This window comes from Abyssisolibacter sp. ZYX002 (assembly GCF_056892235.1).
In genome coordinates this window covers 437,377-456,662 of the sequence record NZ_JARMXH010000002.1, presented here as the reverse complement: position 1 = coordinate 456,662, position 19,286 = coordinate 437,377, and the positions used below count along the sequence as shown (strand labels likewise).

14 protein-coding genes are annotated in these 19,286 nt (G+C 30.0%); 13 read left to right on the top strand and 1 reads right to left on the bottom strand.

The genetic code is table 11. The features are described 5' to 3' along the window. Positions 1-130 precede the first annotated feature (130 nt). The 13 genes from P3X86_RS08130 to P3X86_RS08070 all read left to right on the top strand — a co-directional run bounded on the left by P3X86_RS08130 (position 131) and on the right by P3X86_RS08070 (position 17,532). Complete coding sequence (locus P3X86_RS08130) at positions 131-1,048, top strand: class I SAM-dependent methyltransferase (RefSeq protein WP_483292169.1); 918 nt, start codon at positions 131-133, stop codon at positions 1,046-1,048. Positions 1,049-1,559: 511 nt separating this feature from the next. Then, a complete protein-coding gene (locus tag P3X86_RS08125; RefSeq protein ID WP_483292168.1) occupies positions 1,560-3,125 on the top strand; it encodes a PocR ligand-binding domain-containing protein in 1,566 nt (521 codons plus the stop codon). Continuing rightward, entirely contained in the window at positions 3,118-3,843 is a 726-nt protein-coding gene (locus P3X86_RS08120) for a response regulator transcription factor (protein ID WP_483292167.1), read from the top strand. Before P3X86_RS08125 ends, P3X86_RS08120 begins: the two co-directional genes overlap by 8 nt. Positions 3,844-4,020: 177 nt before the next feature. Continuing rightward, positions 4,021-5,691 (top strand): dihydroxy-acid dehydratase, encoded by a 1,671-nt coding sequence (ilvD, locus tag P3X86_RS08115; protein ID WP_483292166.1) that lies wholly within the window; start codon positions 4,021-4,023, stop codon positions 5,689-5,691. A 482-nt stretch (positions 5,692-6,173) separates the two neighbouring features. Then, positions 6,174-7,682, top strand: coding sequence for a sodium-dependent transporter (locus P3X86_RS08110; RefSeq protein ID WP_483292165.1), 1,509 nt, complete (start codon positions 6,174-6,176; stop codon positions 7,680-7,682). After that, positions 7,682-7,780 carry a MetS family NSS transporter small subunit gene (locus tag P3X86_RS08105; protein WP_483292164.1) on the top strand — a complete coding sequence of 33 codons (99 nt, stop codon included), beginning with the start codon at positions 7,682-7,684 and terminating at the stop codon, positions 7,778-7,780. Before P3X86_RS08110 ends, P3X86_RS08105 begins: the two co-directional genes overlap by 1 nt. Positions 7,781-8,263: 483 nt before the next feature. Beyond that, positions 8,264-9,592, top strand: a complete 1,329-nt coding sequence (locus tag P3X86_RS08100) for a helix-turn-helix domain-containing protein (protein WP_483292163.1) — start codon at positions 8,264-8,266, stop codon at positions 9,590-9,592. Positions 9,593-9,702: 110 nt separating this feature from the next. Then, entirely contained in the window at positions 9,703-9,831 is a 129-nt protein-coding gene (locus P3X86_RS08095) for a hypothetical protein (RefSeq protein ID WP_483292162.1), read from the top strand. A gap of 504 nt (positions 9,832-10,335) precedes the next feature. Continuing rightward, the gene (locus P3X86_RS08090; RefSeq protein WP_483292161.1) at positions 10,336-11,991 is read left to right on the top strand and encodes a S8 family serine peptidase; all 1,656 of its coding nucleotides are present in this window, start codon (positions 10,336-10,338) and stop codon (positions 11,989-11,991) included. Positions 11,992-12,235: 244 nt separating this feature from the next. Beyond that, positions 12,236-13,888, top strand: a complete 1,653-nt coding sequence (locus P3X86_RS08085) for a S8 family serine peptidase (RefSeq protein WP_483292160.1) — start codon at positions 12,236-12,238, stop codon at positions 13,886-13,888. 318 nt (positions 13,889-14,206) lie between these two features. Next, on the top strand, positions 14,207-15,895 hold the full coding sequence (locus tag P3X86_RS08080; protein ID WP_483292159.1) for a S8 family serine peptidase: 1,689 nt from the start codon (positions 14,207-14,209) through the stop codon (positions 15,893-15,895). Positions 15,896-16,170: 275 nt separating this feature from the next. Continuing rightward, positions 16,171-16,905: a hypothetical protein gene (locus tag P3X86_RS08075; RefSeq protein ID WP_483292158.1), complete on the top strand. Its 735-nt coding sequence runs from the start codon at positions 16,171-16,173 to the stop codon at positions 16,903-16,905. 156 nt (positions 16,906-17,061) lie between these two features. Further along, entirely contained in the window at positions 17,062-17,532 is a 471-nt protein-coding gene (locus P3X86_RS08070) for a GNAT family N-acetyltransferase (RefSeq protein ID WP_483292157.1), read from the top strand. 61 nt (positions 17,533-17,593) lie between these two features. Here the strand turns inward: P3X86_RS08070 and arcA are convergent, their stop codons facing one another. Beyond that, entirely contained in the window at positions 17,594-18,832 is a 1,239-nt protein-coding gene (gene arcA, locus P3X86_RS08065; protein ID WP_483292156.1) for an arginine deiminase, read from the bottom strand. Positions 18,833-19,286 lie beyond the last annotated feature (454 nt).

Here is a 19,286-nt window from a genome sequence, read left to right as displayed (position 1 = left end):
TAATTGACATAAAACATGTCAAATGATATAATATAAAAATCGCAAAATATAAATAAAACTAACCAATTATATCATAACACATTTTGCGATAAATGTCAAGAAAAAAATAAAAGCATAAAGGAGAATGTGTATGGAAAAAAACAAAGCGAGTATGACTGCGAAAATTACAGCCTTTGGTAGGGCGTATCATTCACTAAAAGATGATAATCCAAAGATTTTCGATGATTCCCTAGCATACAAAATGATGACAGACGAAGAATACAAGGCAATATCATCTCATATGGCGAGAGCTATTAATTTTTTTAATCCCCAGTTGGCTAAAAAGTATAGTAGTGATGAAGCTTTAAAATGGGTTATACAAACACAGATAGCCCCTACACCTCTTGCAAGAAGTAGATTCGCAGAAGATATGTTGTTAGATGCATTAAAATTAGGAGTTACACAATACGTTATACTTGGTGCTGGATTTGATACATTTGCATTTAGAAAGACTAAATTATTGGAAAAGTTAAGGGTATTTGAAGTAGATCATAGCTCTACTCAAAAACTGAAACTAGAGAGACTAAAACAGTTAGGTTGGGATATTATAAATAATCATAAATTTGTATCTACTGATTTTACTAAAGATAATCTTACTGTGAGACTTTTAGATAATGGCTTTGATAAGACTAAGTTAACGTTTTTTAGTCTTTTAGGTGTGTCATATTATCTTACAGAAGATGAGATAAATAAAATTTTAAATTGTATAGCTAGTATTTCTCCAAAAGGGAGTATGGTAGTTTTTGACTATCCTGATAGTGGTATATTTAATAAAGATAATCCAGTAAAGCGTGTAAAAGATATGGTTGCCCTAGCATCAGGAGCAGGGGAACCAATGAAATCATGCTTTGAATATGATGAGTTAAAGGAACTTTTGGCTAAAGCTAATTTTAGTATTTACGAACATATTAATTCTTCACAGATAGAGAACAAATATTTTAGTAATAGAATTGATTTTTACCATGCATTTGAGAATATTAACTATGCAGTAGCAATGTTAAATTCATAAAACTAAGTTTTGATGTTTTGGGCGACTGATATTTAGTTTTAGACTGTAGAAAAAAACCCAATTTCTGCGTTGTAGTTAAAATTTCCATTGCTCACTTACCTCTAAGTAAGCTGTGCTACTCAATTTTAACACGCCTTGAAATTGAACTTTTACTAAAGTCTGTTATCTTGATGACTTTGTCATCAATCTAAGAGATGTTCTAATGAACATCCTTCAGACTGTAGAAAAAAACCCAATTTCTGCGTTGTAGTTAAAATTTCCGTTGCTCACTTACCTCTAAGTAAGCTGTGCTACTCAATTTTAACACGCCTTGAAATTGAACTTTTACTAAAGTCTGTTATCTTGATGACTTTGTCATCAATCTAAGATGTTCTAATGAACATCTTTTTTTTTCTAATAAACATTTACTGATTTGAAATTGAATAGCATTTTATTAGAATAGATATTATAATAATAGATATTATATAATTTTATTTTCGATTAAGTAACAGCTATAGAGGAGAGCTAGTAAATGTATCATAATAATAAAAATGAACTAAAGACTTATATGCAAAAATTTGATTGGGGTTATATAAAGTGGCTAAATAAACCTGAATACAATAACATAAATAAAATGATGGTAGGACATGTAACCTTTTTACCAAATAAAAAAGACCCAAGTCATACCCATTTGACAAGTGAACAAATACTTTATGTAATATCTGGTAGAGGCAAACATATAATAGACGATATTGAATATCCATTAGTAAGTGGTTCGGTTCACCATATAAAACATAATTCAGTCCATTATCTTGAAAATACATCAGATGTGCCATTAGAAATGATTATAGTCTATAATCCTATAAGAATAAAGTTGGATGAAGAATATGATAAAACCGAACTGTATAGTGATATAAAATACGATGAGATATATTCAAAAATTGATTATAATGCAATACAGAAAATACAAGATGATCTATCAAAGGCATTAAATATAGGAATAGTGATAGAAGATATTCGTGGAAATAAAATCACAGAGCCAAGCAATATTCCAAGATTTTGTAACTTGTATTTTGATAATAATAGAAAAAAGTGTATTAATGATCCTAAAATCATAAATAAACTAAATGATATCGTAATTGAGAAATGTTGTTATAATTTGGTAAAAATAAAAACGCCAATATATATAGATAATAGTCATTTTGGTAATATTCTATGTGGCCCTATTATACTAAACGATGAAAACAATGAGATAAAAAATAAATTAAAGCAATTTAAAAACAGTGATGAGCTTATCAAGGCTTATGAAGATATAATGATTATAACTAATGCAAGAATGTATGCAATAATAGATTCCATAAAATCAATAAATAAGTTCATAGTCCAAACTGGAATAAATCAAGTATTGCACGATGAATTCAAAGATAAGACAAATCAGATAATTAAGCAAACTCATGCAAAGTTAGAGCTTGAAAAAGCTTTAAAGAAAACACAAATGGAGCTAATAGAATCACAAATAAGTCCTCATTTTTTATTTAATACATTAAGTGTTATAGGGGAGTTAGCATATATGGATAGATCGAAAGAGGCTGCCAAAGTGACATTTGCATTATCTAACCTACTTAGAATAAGCTTATCAAAATCAAGAGAGTTAGTCTTCTTAAGTCAGGAAATTGATTATATAAAAGATTATATGTTAATACAAAATAAAAGATTTAAAAAAACTATAAAACTGTGTTTAGATATAGACGATAGACTACGTAATAGCACAATACCATTTATGACTATTCAAACTCTAGTAGAAAACTCAATAAAACATGGTTTTAAATATACAGATAAAGAATGGAAACTATGTGTGACGTGTAAATTGATAAATAACAAAATACGCATAGAGGTTTTAGATAATGGTTTAGGGCTAAACAATGAGACAATAGAAAATCAGGCGAAAACAAATACTGGGCTTGGTCTGAAAAATTTAAAAACCAGACTGAAATATTACTATGGTAATGATTATACTATAATTATAAATAATCTTAAAGAACATGGCATGAAAGTAATTATAACTATACCATATGATAATGAGGTGAAGAATGTTTAGATTGCTAATAGTAGATGATGAAATAATGACAAGTGAATATATAAAATACGTACTAGAGAATGAGGATATAAATGTTCATATAGAAAGCGTATATGACGGATTTATGGCATTAGAAAAACTGAAAAAGTTTACACCTGATATTATCATGCTTGATATACACATGCCGAATATGAATGGTATAGATACTGCTAATAAGATACTTAAATTGTATCCAAATCAAAAAATAGTGATATTATCTGCGTACAACGAGTTTGAATATGCTCAGAAAGCGATAAGATTGGGAGTAAAGGATTATTTACTTAAGCCTATACCGCCAAAAGAATTAATAAATTTCATAAAACGTAATTTAAAAAATAATGTAGAATATGAAAGATGTTTAAATCCAAACGAAAAACTGATTTTAAGTGCTCAAGAATATATAGAAAAAAACTATAATAGAAAATTGTATCTAAAAGAGGTAGCAGATTATATAGGGTTTAGTTCTTACCACTTTTCAAGATTGTTTAAAAAATATACCAAACAAAGCTTTACAGATTACGTCAATAAAATCAAAGTAGATAAAGCAATTAAGTTAATTAAAAACACAGATATGTCACTAAGGGAAATAGCAGAGAAAATTGGATATGAAGATATAAGTTATTTTACTGTTATATTTAAGAAATATGCTGGTGAAATCCCAAGTGTTTATAGAAAAAGAATAACAGATAAGGAAAACTGAGACAGTTACTATTTAAGTAATGTTTCAGTTTTTTTATTTGAGAATGCAGAAAAAGAAGTTCTAGTCAATATTTTAATAGTACTTAACAACATTTTAATACAATTTAGCATCATATTATATTGTTTTTATAACTTTACTATTATAAACTATTAAAAATCGACAAAAGGAGGGAGTACTATGAGAAGCGATGAACTGACTAAAGGGGCAAAGAGAGCTCCACATCGTTCACTACTATATGCTATGGGATATCTACCAGAAGATTTAGAAAAACCATTAATAGGAGTAGTTAATGCACACAATGAGATAATACCAGGACATTTTCATTTAAATGAGATAGCACAAGCAGTCAAATTAGGGATTAGTGCAGGAGGAGGAACGCCTATAGAGTTTCCAGTTATAGGAATATGTGACGGATTAGCGATGAATCACAGTGGAATGAATTATCCACTTTCAACAAGAGAATTAATAGCAGATAGCATTGAGGCTATGACAATGGGACATAAATTTGACGGATTAGTTCTTATAGGGAACTGCGATAAAATAGTACCCGGTATGTTAATGGGAGCAGCTAGACTAAATATTCCCTCAGTATATATAAGTGGTGGACCTATGTTAACGGGAAGTCATAAAGGGCAAACGGTAGATTTAATTAGTGGATCCTTTGAGGCAGTAGGAGCTTATGTAAGTGGAGAAATGAGTAAAGAAGAGCTTAAAAATATCGAGACGCGATCTTGTCCAACGTGTGGTAGCTGCGCAGGGCTTTTTACAGCAAACACAATGAATTCATTAGCGGAAGCTTTAGGGATAGCTTTACCAGGTAACGGAACAATACCTGCTCCGTTTGGGAGAAGAAAACAGTTAGCAAAAAGAGCTGGTTTGGCAATAATGGATTTAGTTAAAAATAATATTTTACCTAGAGATATAATGACCAAAGAAGCTTTTAAGAATGCTATAGCTTTAGATATGGCAATAGGCGGATCTTCAAACACCACATTACATCTACTAGCGATAGCTAATGAAGCGGAGTTAAATCTAACATTAGATGAATTTGATGAAATTAGTAGAAAAGTTCCAAATATAACAAAAATAAGTCCTGCAGGTGTACACAGTATGCATGATTTAGATAATGCTGGAGGTATATCAGCAGTACTAAAAGAGCTAACCAAAGGTGGATTTATGATAAAAGATACAATAACAGTTACGGGTAAAACGTTAGGAGAAAATATCAAAAATGCAGATATATTAGATAACTCTGTAATTAGAAGAATAGAAGATCCATATGCTAAAGAAGGAGGTATAGCTATATTAAAGGGTAATTTAGCTATAGATGGGGCTGTAGTAAAGCAATCGGCAGTAGCACCAGAAATGATGAAACACAGAGGACCGGCTAGAGTATTTGATTCAGAAGAATCTGCATATGATGCAATATTAAGCAAGCAAATAACTCATGGAGATGTTGTCGTAATAAGATACGAAGGGCCGAAAGGAGGACCTGGTATGAGAGAGATGTTAAGTCCAACGGCAGCAATAGCAGGAATGGGTTTAGATAAATCAGTTGCGCTTATAACAGATGGAAGGTTTTCAGGTGGAACTAGAGGGCCATGCATTGGACATATTTCACCAGAAGCAAGTGAAGGTGGATTAATAGCACTTATTAAAGAAGGAGATATAATTGAGATAGATATAAAAAATCGAAGTTTAAAAGTAGAGCTAACCCAAAATGAAATAGAAAATAGAAAAAAGGGATGGAAAAGACCACCGTGTAAAGCTAAAAAAGGAACTTATTTATATAGATATAGTAAAATGGTGACATCAGCGAGCACAGGAGCAGTTTTTTCTAACCTGTAAAGAAACCATGTGATAAATAGACTTTAATGCACATATATATTACCTGAGTGATGAAATTATAGATTATAGATTACTTTATGGTGAAAATAGTCAAAATAATTAATACGTTGAATCTAAAGTTATTGCTCAGGAAATAATATGTCACTAAATGGATATTTTAAAAAATGTGTAGATTGAAAATATCAGGATGTTTAAAAAATATAAAAAACCTAGATGAATTTACAAAATAAGCTATAATTAATTATGTTTGACAACTATATAATTAAGAAAAAAAAGGAATAATATAATCAAAATAAAACAAAAGAAAATAAATCGATTTAAAAAAATTAAATTTTTGCAACATTTAATCCGAAATCACACAATTTACACATATTTATCATGTAAAATATATTTAAATTGCTATTATTTGTAGATAGATAATAGAAATTTGAAACTTTAAGCAAAAGAACAAGTCCACACAATAAAAGAGAAGGGAGAATTATATGAGTAATCAAAGAGGTCAATGGGGCTCACGTATGGGTTTTATTATGGCAGCAATAGGGTCAGCAATAGGACTTGGGAACATTTGGAGATTCCCCTATGTAGCAGCTAGCAATGGCGGAGGAGCATTTTTAATACCATATTTATTTGCATTGTTTACTGCAGGTATTCCAATATTGATATTAGAATTTTCACTTGGACATAGGTTAAAGACATCTGCTCCAGGTATATTTGGAAGAATAAAGAGCAAGTTTGAAGTTATTGGTTGGTTTCAAACAATGATTTCTTTTGGAATAATAGTTTATTATGTTGCTATTATAGGTTGGTCGATGAATTATTTGGTATTTTCTTTAACTAGTGAATGGGGAACGCAGACTAAGGAATTCTTTTTTAATAATTTTTTAAATGTAAGTAAAGGCGCATTTCATTTCGAAGGACTTAATACTATTACCTTAATAACTTTAGTATTAGCATGGTTAATAAACTACGTAATTTTAAGAGGTGGAGTTAAGTCAGGAATTGAAAAAGCTAATAAAATATTTATGCCATTATTAATAGTATGTTTAATAATAATTACGGTTAGAGGAGTCACATTAGAAGGAGCATCGAAAGGGCTTGATTACTTTTTCAAACCTGATTTCACCAAACTTACAGATTTAAAAGTTTGGATAGCTGCTTATGGACAGATTTTTTATTCTCTTAGTATTTGTTTTGGGATTATGATGACATACTCTAGTTATTTACCAAAAGATACTGACATAGTAAACAATGCATTTATGACAGGACTTGGAAACTGCTCATTTAGTATTATTTCAGGTATAGCCGTATTTTCAGTATTAGGATATATGGCAACTCAAGCAGGAGTAGGAGTTGAAGAAGTCAGTGCCGGTGGTATTGGTTTAGCATTTATAGTGTTTCCTAAGGCGATTAATGCACTACCAGGATTCAATGGATTATTTGGAGCTATATTCTTCTCGTGTTTAATATTTGCAGGTTTAAGCTCGAGTATGTCTATAATGGAGGTTGTTGTATCAGGTACGGCAGATAAGTATAATATATCAAGAAAAAAGGTATTGAACATTGCAACCCTTATAGGTTTTGTTATATCCTTGCTGTTCGTTACAGGAGCAGGAATACATCTATTAGATATTGTTGATCATTTTATTAATACGTACGCTATAGCTGTAGCAGGACTGATAGAACTTATAGTAATAGCATGGTATATAAACTTAGAAAAAACACGCAACTATGTTAATAAGATATCAGATTTTAGCGTTGGTAGATGGTGGAATGTAACGCTGACTGTAGTGACTCCATTATTACTTTCAATAATGTTCCTATTTAATGCATATACAGATTTTACACAGGGATATGGAGATTACACAAGAGAAGAACTACTAGGTGTAGGTGGAGGAACATTATTATTGATAACTCTATTTTCAATCATATTTGCTAAAACAAAAGGTAGTGATGATTATCAAAATATGATTTCAAAAGGAGCTGATCTATAATGAGCACTAGTGCAATAATTTTTGGAGTAACTGCTATAAGTATACTTTGGGGTGGATTTATAGTTTGTCTTAGAATAGCAGTTAAAAATCAAAAATAGCAAATATACTGAGCAAATATATTTTAAGTATATTTGCTCAGACCGTAGACAAAAGCCCAATTTCTGCGTTGTTGTTAAAATTTCCGTTGCTCACTTACCTCTAAGTAAGCTGTGCTACTCAATTTTAACACGCCTTGAAATTGAACTTTTACTAAAGTCTGCTATCTTGATGACTTTGCCATCAATCTAAGCAAATATACTTTAAGTATATTTGCTTTTTTAATTTAACTTTTAGCAACAACAAAGAATTATTTTAAGTAAATTATATATATATATCAGAGATAAGAATAAATATTCACTAATAAAAAAAGGGATTTAGAAAAAATTGTTGAATTTACATAATGATGATTAATTTAGTAAATGGAAAATTGAATATTATTTACTTATATATTTATGAAAATGTAATTATATTTACTTGAGCAAAATATATATATAATAACAAATAAATTAATCAGCAAAGATTTCTAAACAGGAGGCTTGAAAATGTATTTCTTAGAAGATGTTATATTACCTCCAGGTGAAAAAATTAGAAGGATTAGGAGTTACTTAGGACTCAGACAATATGAAATCACAGGGGGAAAAATAACCAGAAATTTAATCAGTTATATTGAAAATGGAAAAACAAAACTAGTTAAAGATACAGCAGGCATTATAGTAGAAAGTATGAACTATTGGGCAAAAGTTAAAAATATTAAGTTAGATTTAGATGTAGATTATTTGATGAGAAATGAGGAGAAACAGGCAGAAGTTTTATTAGACCGATATATTAAAACTATAAAAAAAACAGATGATAGAGAATTTAATAATGTATGTAAGAAGATTAATAATATATTATTAGAATGGGATATTATAGAAAAAAAATCTGAGTACAATGAAACAGTTGGTGATTATTATTATCAAAAGAATGATTATGAAATCAGTAGAACATACTACATAAAATCACTAGAGGATACTATAAAGACTTCAAACTATAAAAAAACAGCTGTTTTATATCAAAAACTTGCAAGGTGTTCATTATGGACCAAAAACTATCATGAGGTTATAAATTTAAATAACCATATATTATTTATATTAGATAATAAAAAAATAGATGATAAAAACATAGAGAAAAGTGTTTATTTCAACAATGCTCTAGCTTATTATTATCTTGGTATATACGACGCTGCTATAGTATTAATAGAAAATCAAGAAAAAATGAATTTAAGTTATACTATTAGCCAAATGCTAGATTTAAAAATTTTAGAAGGAAGTTGCTATTTCAAGAAGCTAGATTATAAAAAGGCACAAAAAATATATGAAGATGTAATAACAATTGCTATTGAAAAAGAAGAATTAGGTTTTGTTGCATTAGCGTATATGAATATAAGCAATCTTCACTCAAAAATAGGAGAAAAAGAAAAAGCAGCAGATTACATTAATAAAAGTTTACAGATACGACTAGATACAGATTATGAATATATAGAGGAAATATATTTGTTGTTGGGTAAGACATATTACGAAATAAGAGATTATGAACTATCGGAGAAGAGTTTATTAAAAGCATTAGCAGAATCAAAAAGAAAAAGAAAGCTATCGTTAGTAATAGATATCTATAATGAATTATTGAATTGTTATTTATATAGTCAGAATAATAAAAGTATAAATGAATTACTGAATGATATACAGACAATTATAAAAACAGAAGATAAAAAAGACAATCAAAATAGAGTAAAAGATATATTGCTAAAGGCTAGCCATTACTATATTACAAAAGACAAGGATAAAGCTGTAGAAATATTAGAAAGTAGTCTAGCTTTAATGAATTTAAAATAGAATAATGGCATATTGACGATTGCTAAAGCGGGAAATGACACAAATGTTAAAAGAATTTAATATAATAATTATAGCAATCGTCTTATTTTATTAAAAAAGGAGGTAGGAACATGAAACTTAAAAAAATTATAGCATTAGTTACATCGATAGTTGTATTGAGTTCGGCCACTAGTGTAATTATTAATGATGGAGATCACGAACCAATAGTCCCTCATCCTTGGGTAATAAGTCATAAATAAAAAAAATACATGTAAACTAAAAAAAATAATCAATGATATTTACACAGCATCATATACAGTATTTTGCAGTACATTTATTAAGTTAAGAAATTGGAAGTGAACTAGTGGATGGAGTAGGAAAAATAGCAAAGATGACTGAGTTAAATATTCAGAATATTTTAAATATAACAAAAATTATCAATAACAAAAGTATAGTTACCCCTATATTAAACTAATTTAGTATATTATTATTTTATCACGTGGAGCATCTTTATAGATGCTCATTTTTTTACCATTTACAACAATAATATTACAAAATATCCATAAAATAGTTGACAACTAAAAACATAAGTTATACACTAATAGTAAATAAAATAAAATATAACACTTACTAAATGTAAAGGTTTTTACTTATTTATATTTACATAGCTTATTAAATCTAGGAAAGAGGTGATTAAAATGTTTTTATAGCCATGCAATATAAGTTATGTTTTAATACAAATAATAAAAAATAGGAGGAAACATATGTTTAGTAGAAGAAGAATTTTATCATTAGTAATGTGTGTTTTGGTGGTTTTATCACTTAGCTCTTTAGGTATGGCGAAAGAGAAATTTGAACCAGAAACAAAACTTATGGGTGATTTATGTAATATCATGGAAGAAGCAAAGACAGATGAACTGATACCAGTTATCGTAATATATAAGGACAATGAAATGACAGCTTCTAGTAATGAAATAGTAGAATTAAAATCAAATTCAAATGTTAAGCATGTATATCAAAATATTCCAGGTGTAGCACTTAGTTTAACTAAGGAACAAATTAAAGAACTAGAAAACTCAGATATGATTAAACACATAGAGTTTGACCAAGAAGTACAAATGTGTTTAGATAAGGCTAACTATTGGTTTGGAACAGAAAAAGCAAGAACTGATTTTGGTCTTGACGGAAACAGAGATGGTAGTAGCTCGTATTCAAAAGACGATGTAGTTATAGCTGTTATAGATACAGGTATTGACGGAAATCATGTTGATTTAGATAACGGTAAGATAATTGGTTGGAAAGACTATATTTCAAATAAGACAACTCCATACGATGATCAAGGTCATGGAACTCATTGTGCTAGTATCGCTGCAGGTGATGGCGATGGTAATGCAAACTATAAAGGTGTAGCTCCAGGAGCTGCTCTAGTTGGTGTTAAAGTTCTTAATAGTTGGGGTTCAGGTAGTATGAGTGATGTTACAGCTGCAATAGATTGGTGCTCAACTAACAAAGATGTATATGGAATAGATATTATTAGTATGAGTCTTGGTACAAGAGGAAGCTCTGATGGACAAGATGCGGCATCATTAGCAGTAAACAACGCAGTAGCTAATGGAATAACTGTTGCTGTAGCAGCAGGAAACTCAGGTCCTTACAAAAAGTCTATTGGTTCACCAGGTGCAGCAGAAGATGCTATAACTGTTGGAAATATGATAGATGTTGGAGAAAAAGGATTTGGACTTATTTATCATTCTAGTAGAGGACCAACAAAAGATGGTAGAATAAAACCAGATATAACTGCTCCAGGAACAAATATATATGCAGCAAAAAGTAATAGTACTAATGGCTATACAAACAAAACTGGTACAAGTATGTCGACTCCATTTATAGCAGGTACAGCAGCGTTAATGTTAGATGCAAATCCAAGCTTATCACCAAGTCAAATTAAAAATACTATGGGAAATACAGCTATTGATTGGGGAGTGTCAGGTAAAGATGTTGATTACGGACATGGTAGACTAGATGCATATGAAGCAATTAAGAGTGCAGGTTCATTAACAGGAACAAATATAGATACTCCAGATCATTATCACAAAGCAGAAGATTTAGCAGCAGTTGGTAGTGAAGATATATGGACTTTCAATGTTACTTCAACTTCTAACCCAATAGCTATAACAATGATAATTCCTGATTATGTATCATATCAGAATCCTGATTTTGATATAACACTAATTGGACCAAATGGTAGTCAGGTAGCATCACACAATTCATATAATAGACAAAGAACAATATTGTATTATCCAGTAAGCGCTGGTACAGGTAATTATAAGTTAAAAATTAAATCTGCAAAAGGAACAGGTAACTATTTCTTTGATTTAAGTTGCGATGGAGGAACGTTAACACTTACGCAAGATCAATAAAAAAATACTATATTTTATCAAAATCAGGCTATTTTAGCCTGATTTTGCTTTGTAAATATTTGACAAAATAATTATTTTAATGTATTATAGTATAAAAGCACTTCCTTATATTTGATTTTAATCCATAAAAATCTAAAAGTGTACATATTTAAAAGAAAGAGGTGAGTTGATGAGTTGATTTTTATGGTGGTTGCATATAAAACAAATAAAATGGATGAAAGTAAAATAATAAGGAGTGATATTAGTGTATTTAAAAAACAAGAAGTTATCAATTTTTTTAGTGTGTGTTTTAATTTTTTCGGCAATGAGTTCATATGTTGTAGCTAGTGGAATAAAGATTGAAGAAAACAATAATAAAGTAACTGAGGATTTAGTAAATATAATGACTAAAGCAGAAAATGAAGAGTTAATACCTGTGATCATAGTATATAAAGAAAATAGATTTGTAGAATCAAATAAAGAAGTAATGATGCTTAAAGATAACAAAAAGATCAAATATCAATATAAAAATATTCCTGCAGTAGCGTTGAGTTTAAGTAAAGATGAAATAGAAGAGTTAAAAAAATCTGGATCAATAGAGAATATAGAATATGATACAGAAGTTCATATGTGTATGGATACAGCAAGAGATTGGTTTGGAACAGAAAAAGCAAGAACTGATTTTGGCTTAGATGGAAATAGAGATGGAAAAGACTCGTATTCAAAGGATGATGTAGTAATTGCAGTAATAGATACAGGTATAGACGGTAAGCATGTAGACTTGGATGGAGGAAAAGTAATTGGGTGGAAAGATTTTGTAGCTAACAAGACTACACCATATGATGATCAAGGACATGGAACTCATTGTGCAGGGATTGCAGCTGGTGAAGGGGATGGAAATGCAAACTATAGAGGAGTAGCTCCAGGAGCAGCATTGGTTGGGCTTAAAGTTCTTAACAAATATGGCGGAGGAAGCATGAGTGATGTAACTGCAGCCGTTGACTGGTGTATAACAAATAAGGATGTATATGGGATAGATATAATCAGTATGAGCTTAGGAACATGGGGAAGCTCAAATGGAAATGATTCGGCTTCTTTAGCTGTAAATAAAGCAGTAAAAAATGGGATAAATGTAGTAGTTGCAGCTGGTAATGCAGGTCCAAAGAAATATACTATTGGATCACCAGGAGCAGCTTCAGATTGTATAACAGTAGGTAATATGATAGATGTAGGAGAAAAAGGTTATGGATTGTATTATGATTCAAGTAGAGGACCAACAGCTGATGATAGAATTAAGCCAGATATAGTAGCACCAGGAAGATTAATAACAGCAGCTAAGACGAATTCAGTTAATGGATATGCAACTATGACAGGGACAAGCATGGCTACACCATTTGTTTCAGGAACAATAGCATTGATGTTAGATGCTAATCCAAAACTAACATCAGCAGGGGTTAAAGAGATACTATACAATACAGCAATAGATTGGGGCAAACCAGGTAAAGATATAGAATATGGGCATGGAAGATTAGATGGATATGAAGCTATAAAATCAGCAGGTAATCTAACAGGCACTAATATAGAAATGCCAGATCATATGTATAAATTAGAAGATATAAACAGTGGAAAAGAAGATATATACCAATTTAAAGTAAATAGCACAAAATACCCAATAGCAGTAACTTTGATAATAAGTAATTGGACTAATAGTTCAAAAGATTTTGATATAGTATTACTAGATCCAAATGGAAAAGAGGTAGCATCTCATAATAGTAGTATAAGGCAGAGAACGTTACTATACAACCCTACAATTACAGGGGATTATATATTAAAAGTAAAAGCAAGCTCGGGAAGTGGTGAATATATTTTTGATTTAAGTTGTGACGGAGAGAATCTTACATTAACTCAAGATCAATAGTATTGTAAAAATAAGAGGTCTAGATGTTAGGCCTCTTTTTTATTGGAAATATAAAATAATAATATTAAAATATTACAAAAAATTAAAATAATGGTTGACAACTTGTCCGGATTAATATATATTAAAAGTAAATAAGATACAACAATACATTTACTAAACACATAACTAAATAAACTAAATCATTTACATATGGATAATAATTTGAAAGAGGTGATACCGATGTATCTATAATAGAAGATTATAGATATCAATTTTTTACCTTAGATAAGCCATAGAGATAGTTAATAAATTATAAAATATGTGATGAGGAGGAGAAATATGTTTAATAAGAGATTTTTATCAATAGTTATGTGTGTTTTAGTTATTTTTGCTCTTAGTTCATTGGGATTAGCTAACAATGAGCAGGAAAGAGAAGTAGTTAAACTTTATGACGAAAATGGAGATAAATTGACAGAAAATCTAGCTAGTGCTATGGAAGAGGCTGGTGCAGATGATTTAATTCCTGTAATAGTTGTATACAAAGAAGATCAAATGAATGTATTAGACAGTAATAGTGAAGTTGCTAAATTAAAGGCAGACCCTAAGGTTAAGTATGATTTTGAAAACATACCTGCAGTAGCACTTGAATTAAGCAAAGCGGAAATAGAAGAACTTAAAGAATCAAATATGATTGAGGGTATAGAGTATGATGCAGAAGTAAAAACTTGCATGGATAAAGCAAATTATTGGTTTGGAACAGAGAAAGCAAGAACTGATTTTGGCGTTGATGGAAATATGGATGGAAGTAGTAGCTACTCAAAAGATGATGTTGTAGTAGCAGTTATAGATACAGGTATAGATGGTAACCATGTTGATTTAGATGGTGGAAAAATAATTGGTTGGAAAGACTTTGTAAACAATCAAACGTCGCCATATGATGATCAAGGGCATGGAACTCATTGTGCAGGTATAGCAACAGGTGAAGGAGATGGGAATTCAAACTATAAAGGTGTTGCTCCAGGGGCAGCATTAGTAGGAGTTAAAGTTCTTGATAAAAATGGATCTGGTAGTATGAGTGATGTAACAGCAGGTATAGACTGGTGCATAACAAACAAAGATGTTTATGGTATCAATATTATCAGCTTGAGCCTTGGCTCATCAGGAAGTTCTAATGGTCAAGATGCATCTTCACTAGCATGCAATAAAGCAATGGATAAAGGTATAGCAGTAGTTGTAGCGGCAGGTAATTCAGGACCTAAGAGCAAAACAGTAGGTTCTCCAGCAGCAGCAAGTAAAGTTATAACCGTAGGTAATATGATAGATGTTGGGGAGAAAGGATTTGCATTGATATATCATTCAAGTAGAGGACCAACAGCTGATAATAGATTAAAGCCAGATGTTGCAGCTCCTGGAACAAATATAAATGCACCTAAAGCAAATTCAACTAATGGTTATGTAAGTTATACAGGAACAAGTATGGCTACTCCATTTACAGCAGGAACAATAGCATTAATGATTGATGCTAATACCAATTTAACAACAACTCAAATCAAAGATATTGTAACTTCAACAGCTATAGACTGGGGTAAATCTGGACATGATAACGAATACGGTCATGGAAGATTAGATGGATTTGAAGCTATAAAACAAGCAGGTAATTTTTCAGGTACTAATCTAGCTACACCAGATCATATGCATAAAGCAGAAGATTTAGCTGGTACTGGTAAAACAGACGTTTATGAATTTACAGTTAACGGAACAAATTATCCTATAGCAATAACATTAATTATACCTGATTGGACAGGTTGGTGGTACTGGGGATCTCCTGATTTTGATATTAGTTTAATAGATCCAAGTGGCTCAGTAGTAGCTTCTCAAAATAATGCTACTAGACAAAGAACCATACAATATATACCAACTACTACAGGAACTTACAAAATAAAAGTAACCAGCGCTAAGGATAAAGGTGATTATTACTTTGATTTAAGTTGCAATGGTAGTAACTTAACAATTACTCAAGATCAATAGAAGTTTAAATACACCTAATAGCTTCTTATTTAAAATGGCTAAGCTCAAAGAAAGAGCTTAGCCATTTTTTTATGGGACAATAGGCTCATATTTTATATTAGGATTGCAAAAGAAATGTATTAAACCCAGTTATTAACGGTCAAAGAAAAATTAAAATATATTTAAGAAAGTTAAGTAGATCCATGATGTAATATACTAGCTTGAAATTATCAAACATATATTATAAACTATTACTATGGTATTGGAATATTAATGCAAAAAAGGAGACTTAATTTATGAAAAATTCTTATAATTATGTTTTGCTAGGGATATGTTCATTAATTTTTGTAGCTATAGTAACTATGGGGACATATATTTATCTAGAAAGTAAAGATAAAGAAAAAAACCATGAAGCAAACGCAACTAGCATTGATGAAGGAAATCTAAATATTGAGCAAAAAGAAAAGGCTGAAAGAGCTGATAGCAAGGAACCTCAAACACAAAATAATGAGAGTGTTTATGATAGTATGTACAAATTATCAGACGAAGAGATAGAAAGTACTATACTACTTGCGAAAGTTAATGATTACGAGAAAAGATTTTTAATTAACAATATCCAAAAAGGAGAAACATCAGTTACAAAAGCATATTTACAAACGCCGCAGTATAAAATTATGGAGTATTCTAATACTCTATATTTTTGTGAAAAGCCTGTGAATTTAAATATAATTAAAGAAGAAAAAGGGGTATTATATCCTAAGGATATTATTTCCATAAAGATTGGTTTTGAAAATAATAGTGCAGATTCATACAATGTAGAATTGTTTCAAAATAACAAAAAGATGCAAGACAAAGGACTTTTATTTCAATTCAATAAAGAATATAGTATAGTGGTATATAATCCATTATTGTTAGACTTAAAGCAACAGGGCGAAATAATTATAACTAATAAGTTTGATAATAACAAAAAGGCAAAAATACTTGTAAACTTTAGCGATTATAGCATAAATAATATGATTGCTTTCAAATAAATAATCTATTTAATATTAGAATACTTTGGTAGATAAGGAGTGTCTCAAGACGGGATAGTCCTTTTATTATATTCTTATACAAGTTATAAAATAGTCTTGAAATTGACGTCGCGTAAAACTATATAATAGATATATAATAAAAAAGGATGTGATTATATGGTGCACTTTAACATTGTAGAAAAAAATGATGTCGAAATACTAAGGAATATTTCAATAAAAGCTTTTGATGATGATTTAAAGAAATATGGACAATTACCACCTGGAATAAATTCTATAAAGTGGCATACGTCTAAACTCCATAGTGGTTTGTATTATAAAATAATGATTGATGATATCATAGTTGGTGGCATAAATTTATATGATTTAAAAAATGGACATTTTAGATTAGGTGCAATTTTTATTTCTCCAGAGTATCAAAATCAAGGAATAGGAACTAAAGCAATAGAATTTATAGAAAAAAAATATAACAAGATAAAAAAATGGACTTTAGATACACCTTATTTAAACATAGCTAATCATAGATTTTATGAAAGACATGGTTATAAAAGAATATGGAAAATAAAACCATCAAAAAATGACGATTTTTACCTATATCTATACGAGAAAGAGATAAGTAGTCAAGTGTAATAAGAAATACAACAAAGAGGTGTAATTTTCGAAAATTACACCTCTAGTTTTATTAGTTAAATTATAATTTCTCACGAACTAAAGGCATGCTCATACACCTTGGCCCACCGCGACCTCTTGATAGCTCTGAACTAGGCATGACATGTATATTTACTCCATGCTCTTGTAATAGTTTATTAGTGACGTGATTTCTAGAATAAACTATTACTTCACCTGGAGCTATAGCTAATGTGTTTGAACCATCATTCCATTGCTCTCTAGCAGAGTCAATAGGGTCACCACCAGCACATCTAATTAGAGTAACACTATCAAGTTCTAAGTATTTTTTAAGAACATCTTCCAAAGCAAGTTGTTCCTTAACAATTTTGAGTCCTCCATCACAATTGTTGTCTTTTGTTATAGAAAATACAGTAAGAGGACCTTCTATAGCTGGATGAATAGTAAATTTATCATAGTCAACCATTGTGAATACAGTATCTAAATGCATGAAAGCTCGTGTTTTTGGTATGTCAAATGCTAGCACAGTTTCAAAGCTTTCATCACTATATAAAATTGACGAAGCAAATTTTTCTATAGCACCGGCATCAGTTCTTTCTGATATTCCTATAGCAAGTACCTTGTCACTTAAAACTAATTCATCTCCACCTTCAAGAGATAATTTTTCTGTTCTATTATACCAAAGTGGGATATTACTATTTTTAAAAGCGGGATGGTATTCAAAAATGTATTTGGCAAATATAGTTTCTCTATTTCTTGTTGTAGTTCTCATTTGATTTAGAGTAATTCCACGGCCAATAGATGCAAAAGGATCTCTAGTGAAATATAGATTAGGCATTGGATCAAGCACAAAAGGATAATCCGAGGATGTCATTTCTTCCAATGAAATAGCTGTGTATTTTTTTAAATCAGTAACTCGTATACCAGCCATCAGTACATCTACTAAATCTCTGTCTTTAAACTGAGAAAAATATTCTAGCAAACATTTTTTTAATCCTTTACCTCTAACATTGCCTTCTAAAAGGAACTGGTCTAAGAACATATCTTTAACATCACTATTTTTTATTGATTCTGCTACAAGATTTTCTAAATACAATACCTCAGCACCATTTTCTCTTAGAATATTAGCAAAAGCGTCATGTTCCTTTCGAGCTACCTCTAAATAAGGTATATCATCAAATAATAATCTTTCCATTAAACTAGGAGTAAGGTTTTCGATTTCTCTACCAGGCCTATGAAGTAAAATGGTTTTTAGTTTTCCTATTTCAGAGTACACATGTAATTCTCTGTTTTTACAGGTCAATTAATTTTCCCCCTTATGGTGAATTTTTTATCATATAACATTATAAATATGCGTTCAATCTAAATCAAAATTTAAATAATCTATTATTTTAATTAAGACAAATATTTCAGATAGATTATAAATCAAATTGAGATAATTTGTCAAGAAAGAATTATGCATAAAAATGAATTATAAGAATAATTATAATACAATGTTATTTTTTATGAATTTGTCAAACCTATAGTGAGTAATAAAACCAAAGCTATCCTGTTTTTAAAAGGCGATATAATTAATATTTATTAATTAAAAATATAATAAATTGTTTTAATAAATATAAAATTAAAACAAAAAATGCTCATATATTACTTATTATCTTAGTTATGAGTTTTTAATTTTTAGTCAGTGAATATATACTTTAATTATGCAAAAGATATTATAAAAGATAACATTATGATAATATGAGAAAATATATTGC

What these genes read in the sequence shown, in the direction of transcription:
- P3X86_RS08105 (WP_483292164.1), top strand. Translation starts at nt 7,682, where the DNA reads ATGAGCACTAGTGCAATAATTTTTGGAGTAACTGCTATAAGTATACTT.
- P3X86_RS08095 (WP_483292162.1), top strand. Translation starts at nt 9,703, where the DNA reads ATGAAACTTAAAAAAATTATAGCATTAGTTACATCGATAGTTGTATTG.
- P3X86_RS08110 (WP_483292165.1), top strand. Translation starts at nt 6,174, where the DNA reads ATGAGTAATCAAAGAGGTCAATGGGGCTCACGTATGGGTTTTATTATG.
- P3X86_RS08070 (WP_483292157.1), top strand. Translation starts at nt 17,062, where the DNA reads ATGGTGCACTTTAACATTGTAGAAAAAAATGATGTCGAAATACTAAGG.
- P3X86_RS08125 (WP_483292168.1), top strand. Translation starts at nt 1,560, where the DNA reads ATGTATCATAATAATAAAAATGAACTAAAGACTTATATGCAAAAATTT.
- ilvD (WP_483292166.1), top strand. Translation starts at nt 4,021, where the DNA reads ATGAGAAGCGATGAACTGACTAAAGGGGCAAAGAGAGCTCCACATCGT.
- P3X86_RS08130 (WP_483292169.1), top strand. Translation starts at nt 131, where the DNA reads ATGGAAAAAAACAAAGCGAGTATGACTGCGAAAATTACAGCCTTTGGT.
- P3X86_RS08100 (WP_483292163.1), top strand. Translation starts at nt 8,264, where the DNA reads ATGTATTTCTTAGAAGATGTTATATTACCTCCAGGTGAAAAAATTAGA.
- P3X86_RS08090 (WP_483292161.1), top strand. Translation starts at nt 10,336, where the DNA reads ATGTTTAGTAGAAGAAGAATTTTATCATTAGTAATGTGTGTTTTGGTG.
- P3X86_RS08120 (WP_483292167.1), top strand. Translation starts at nt 3,118, where the DNA reads ATGTTTAGATTGCTAATAGTAGATGATGAAATAATGACAAGTGAATAT.
- P3X86_RS08080 (WP_483292159.1), top strand. Translation starts at nt 14,207, where the DNA reads ATGTTTAATAAGAGATTTTTATCAATAGTTATGTGTGTTTTAGTTATT.
- P3X86_RS08075 (WP_483292158.1), top strand. Translation starts at nt 16,171, where the DNA reads ATGAAAAATTCTTATAATTATGTTTTGCTAGGGATATGTTCATTAATT.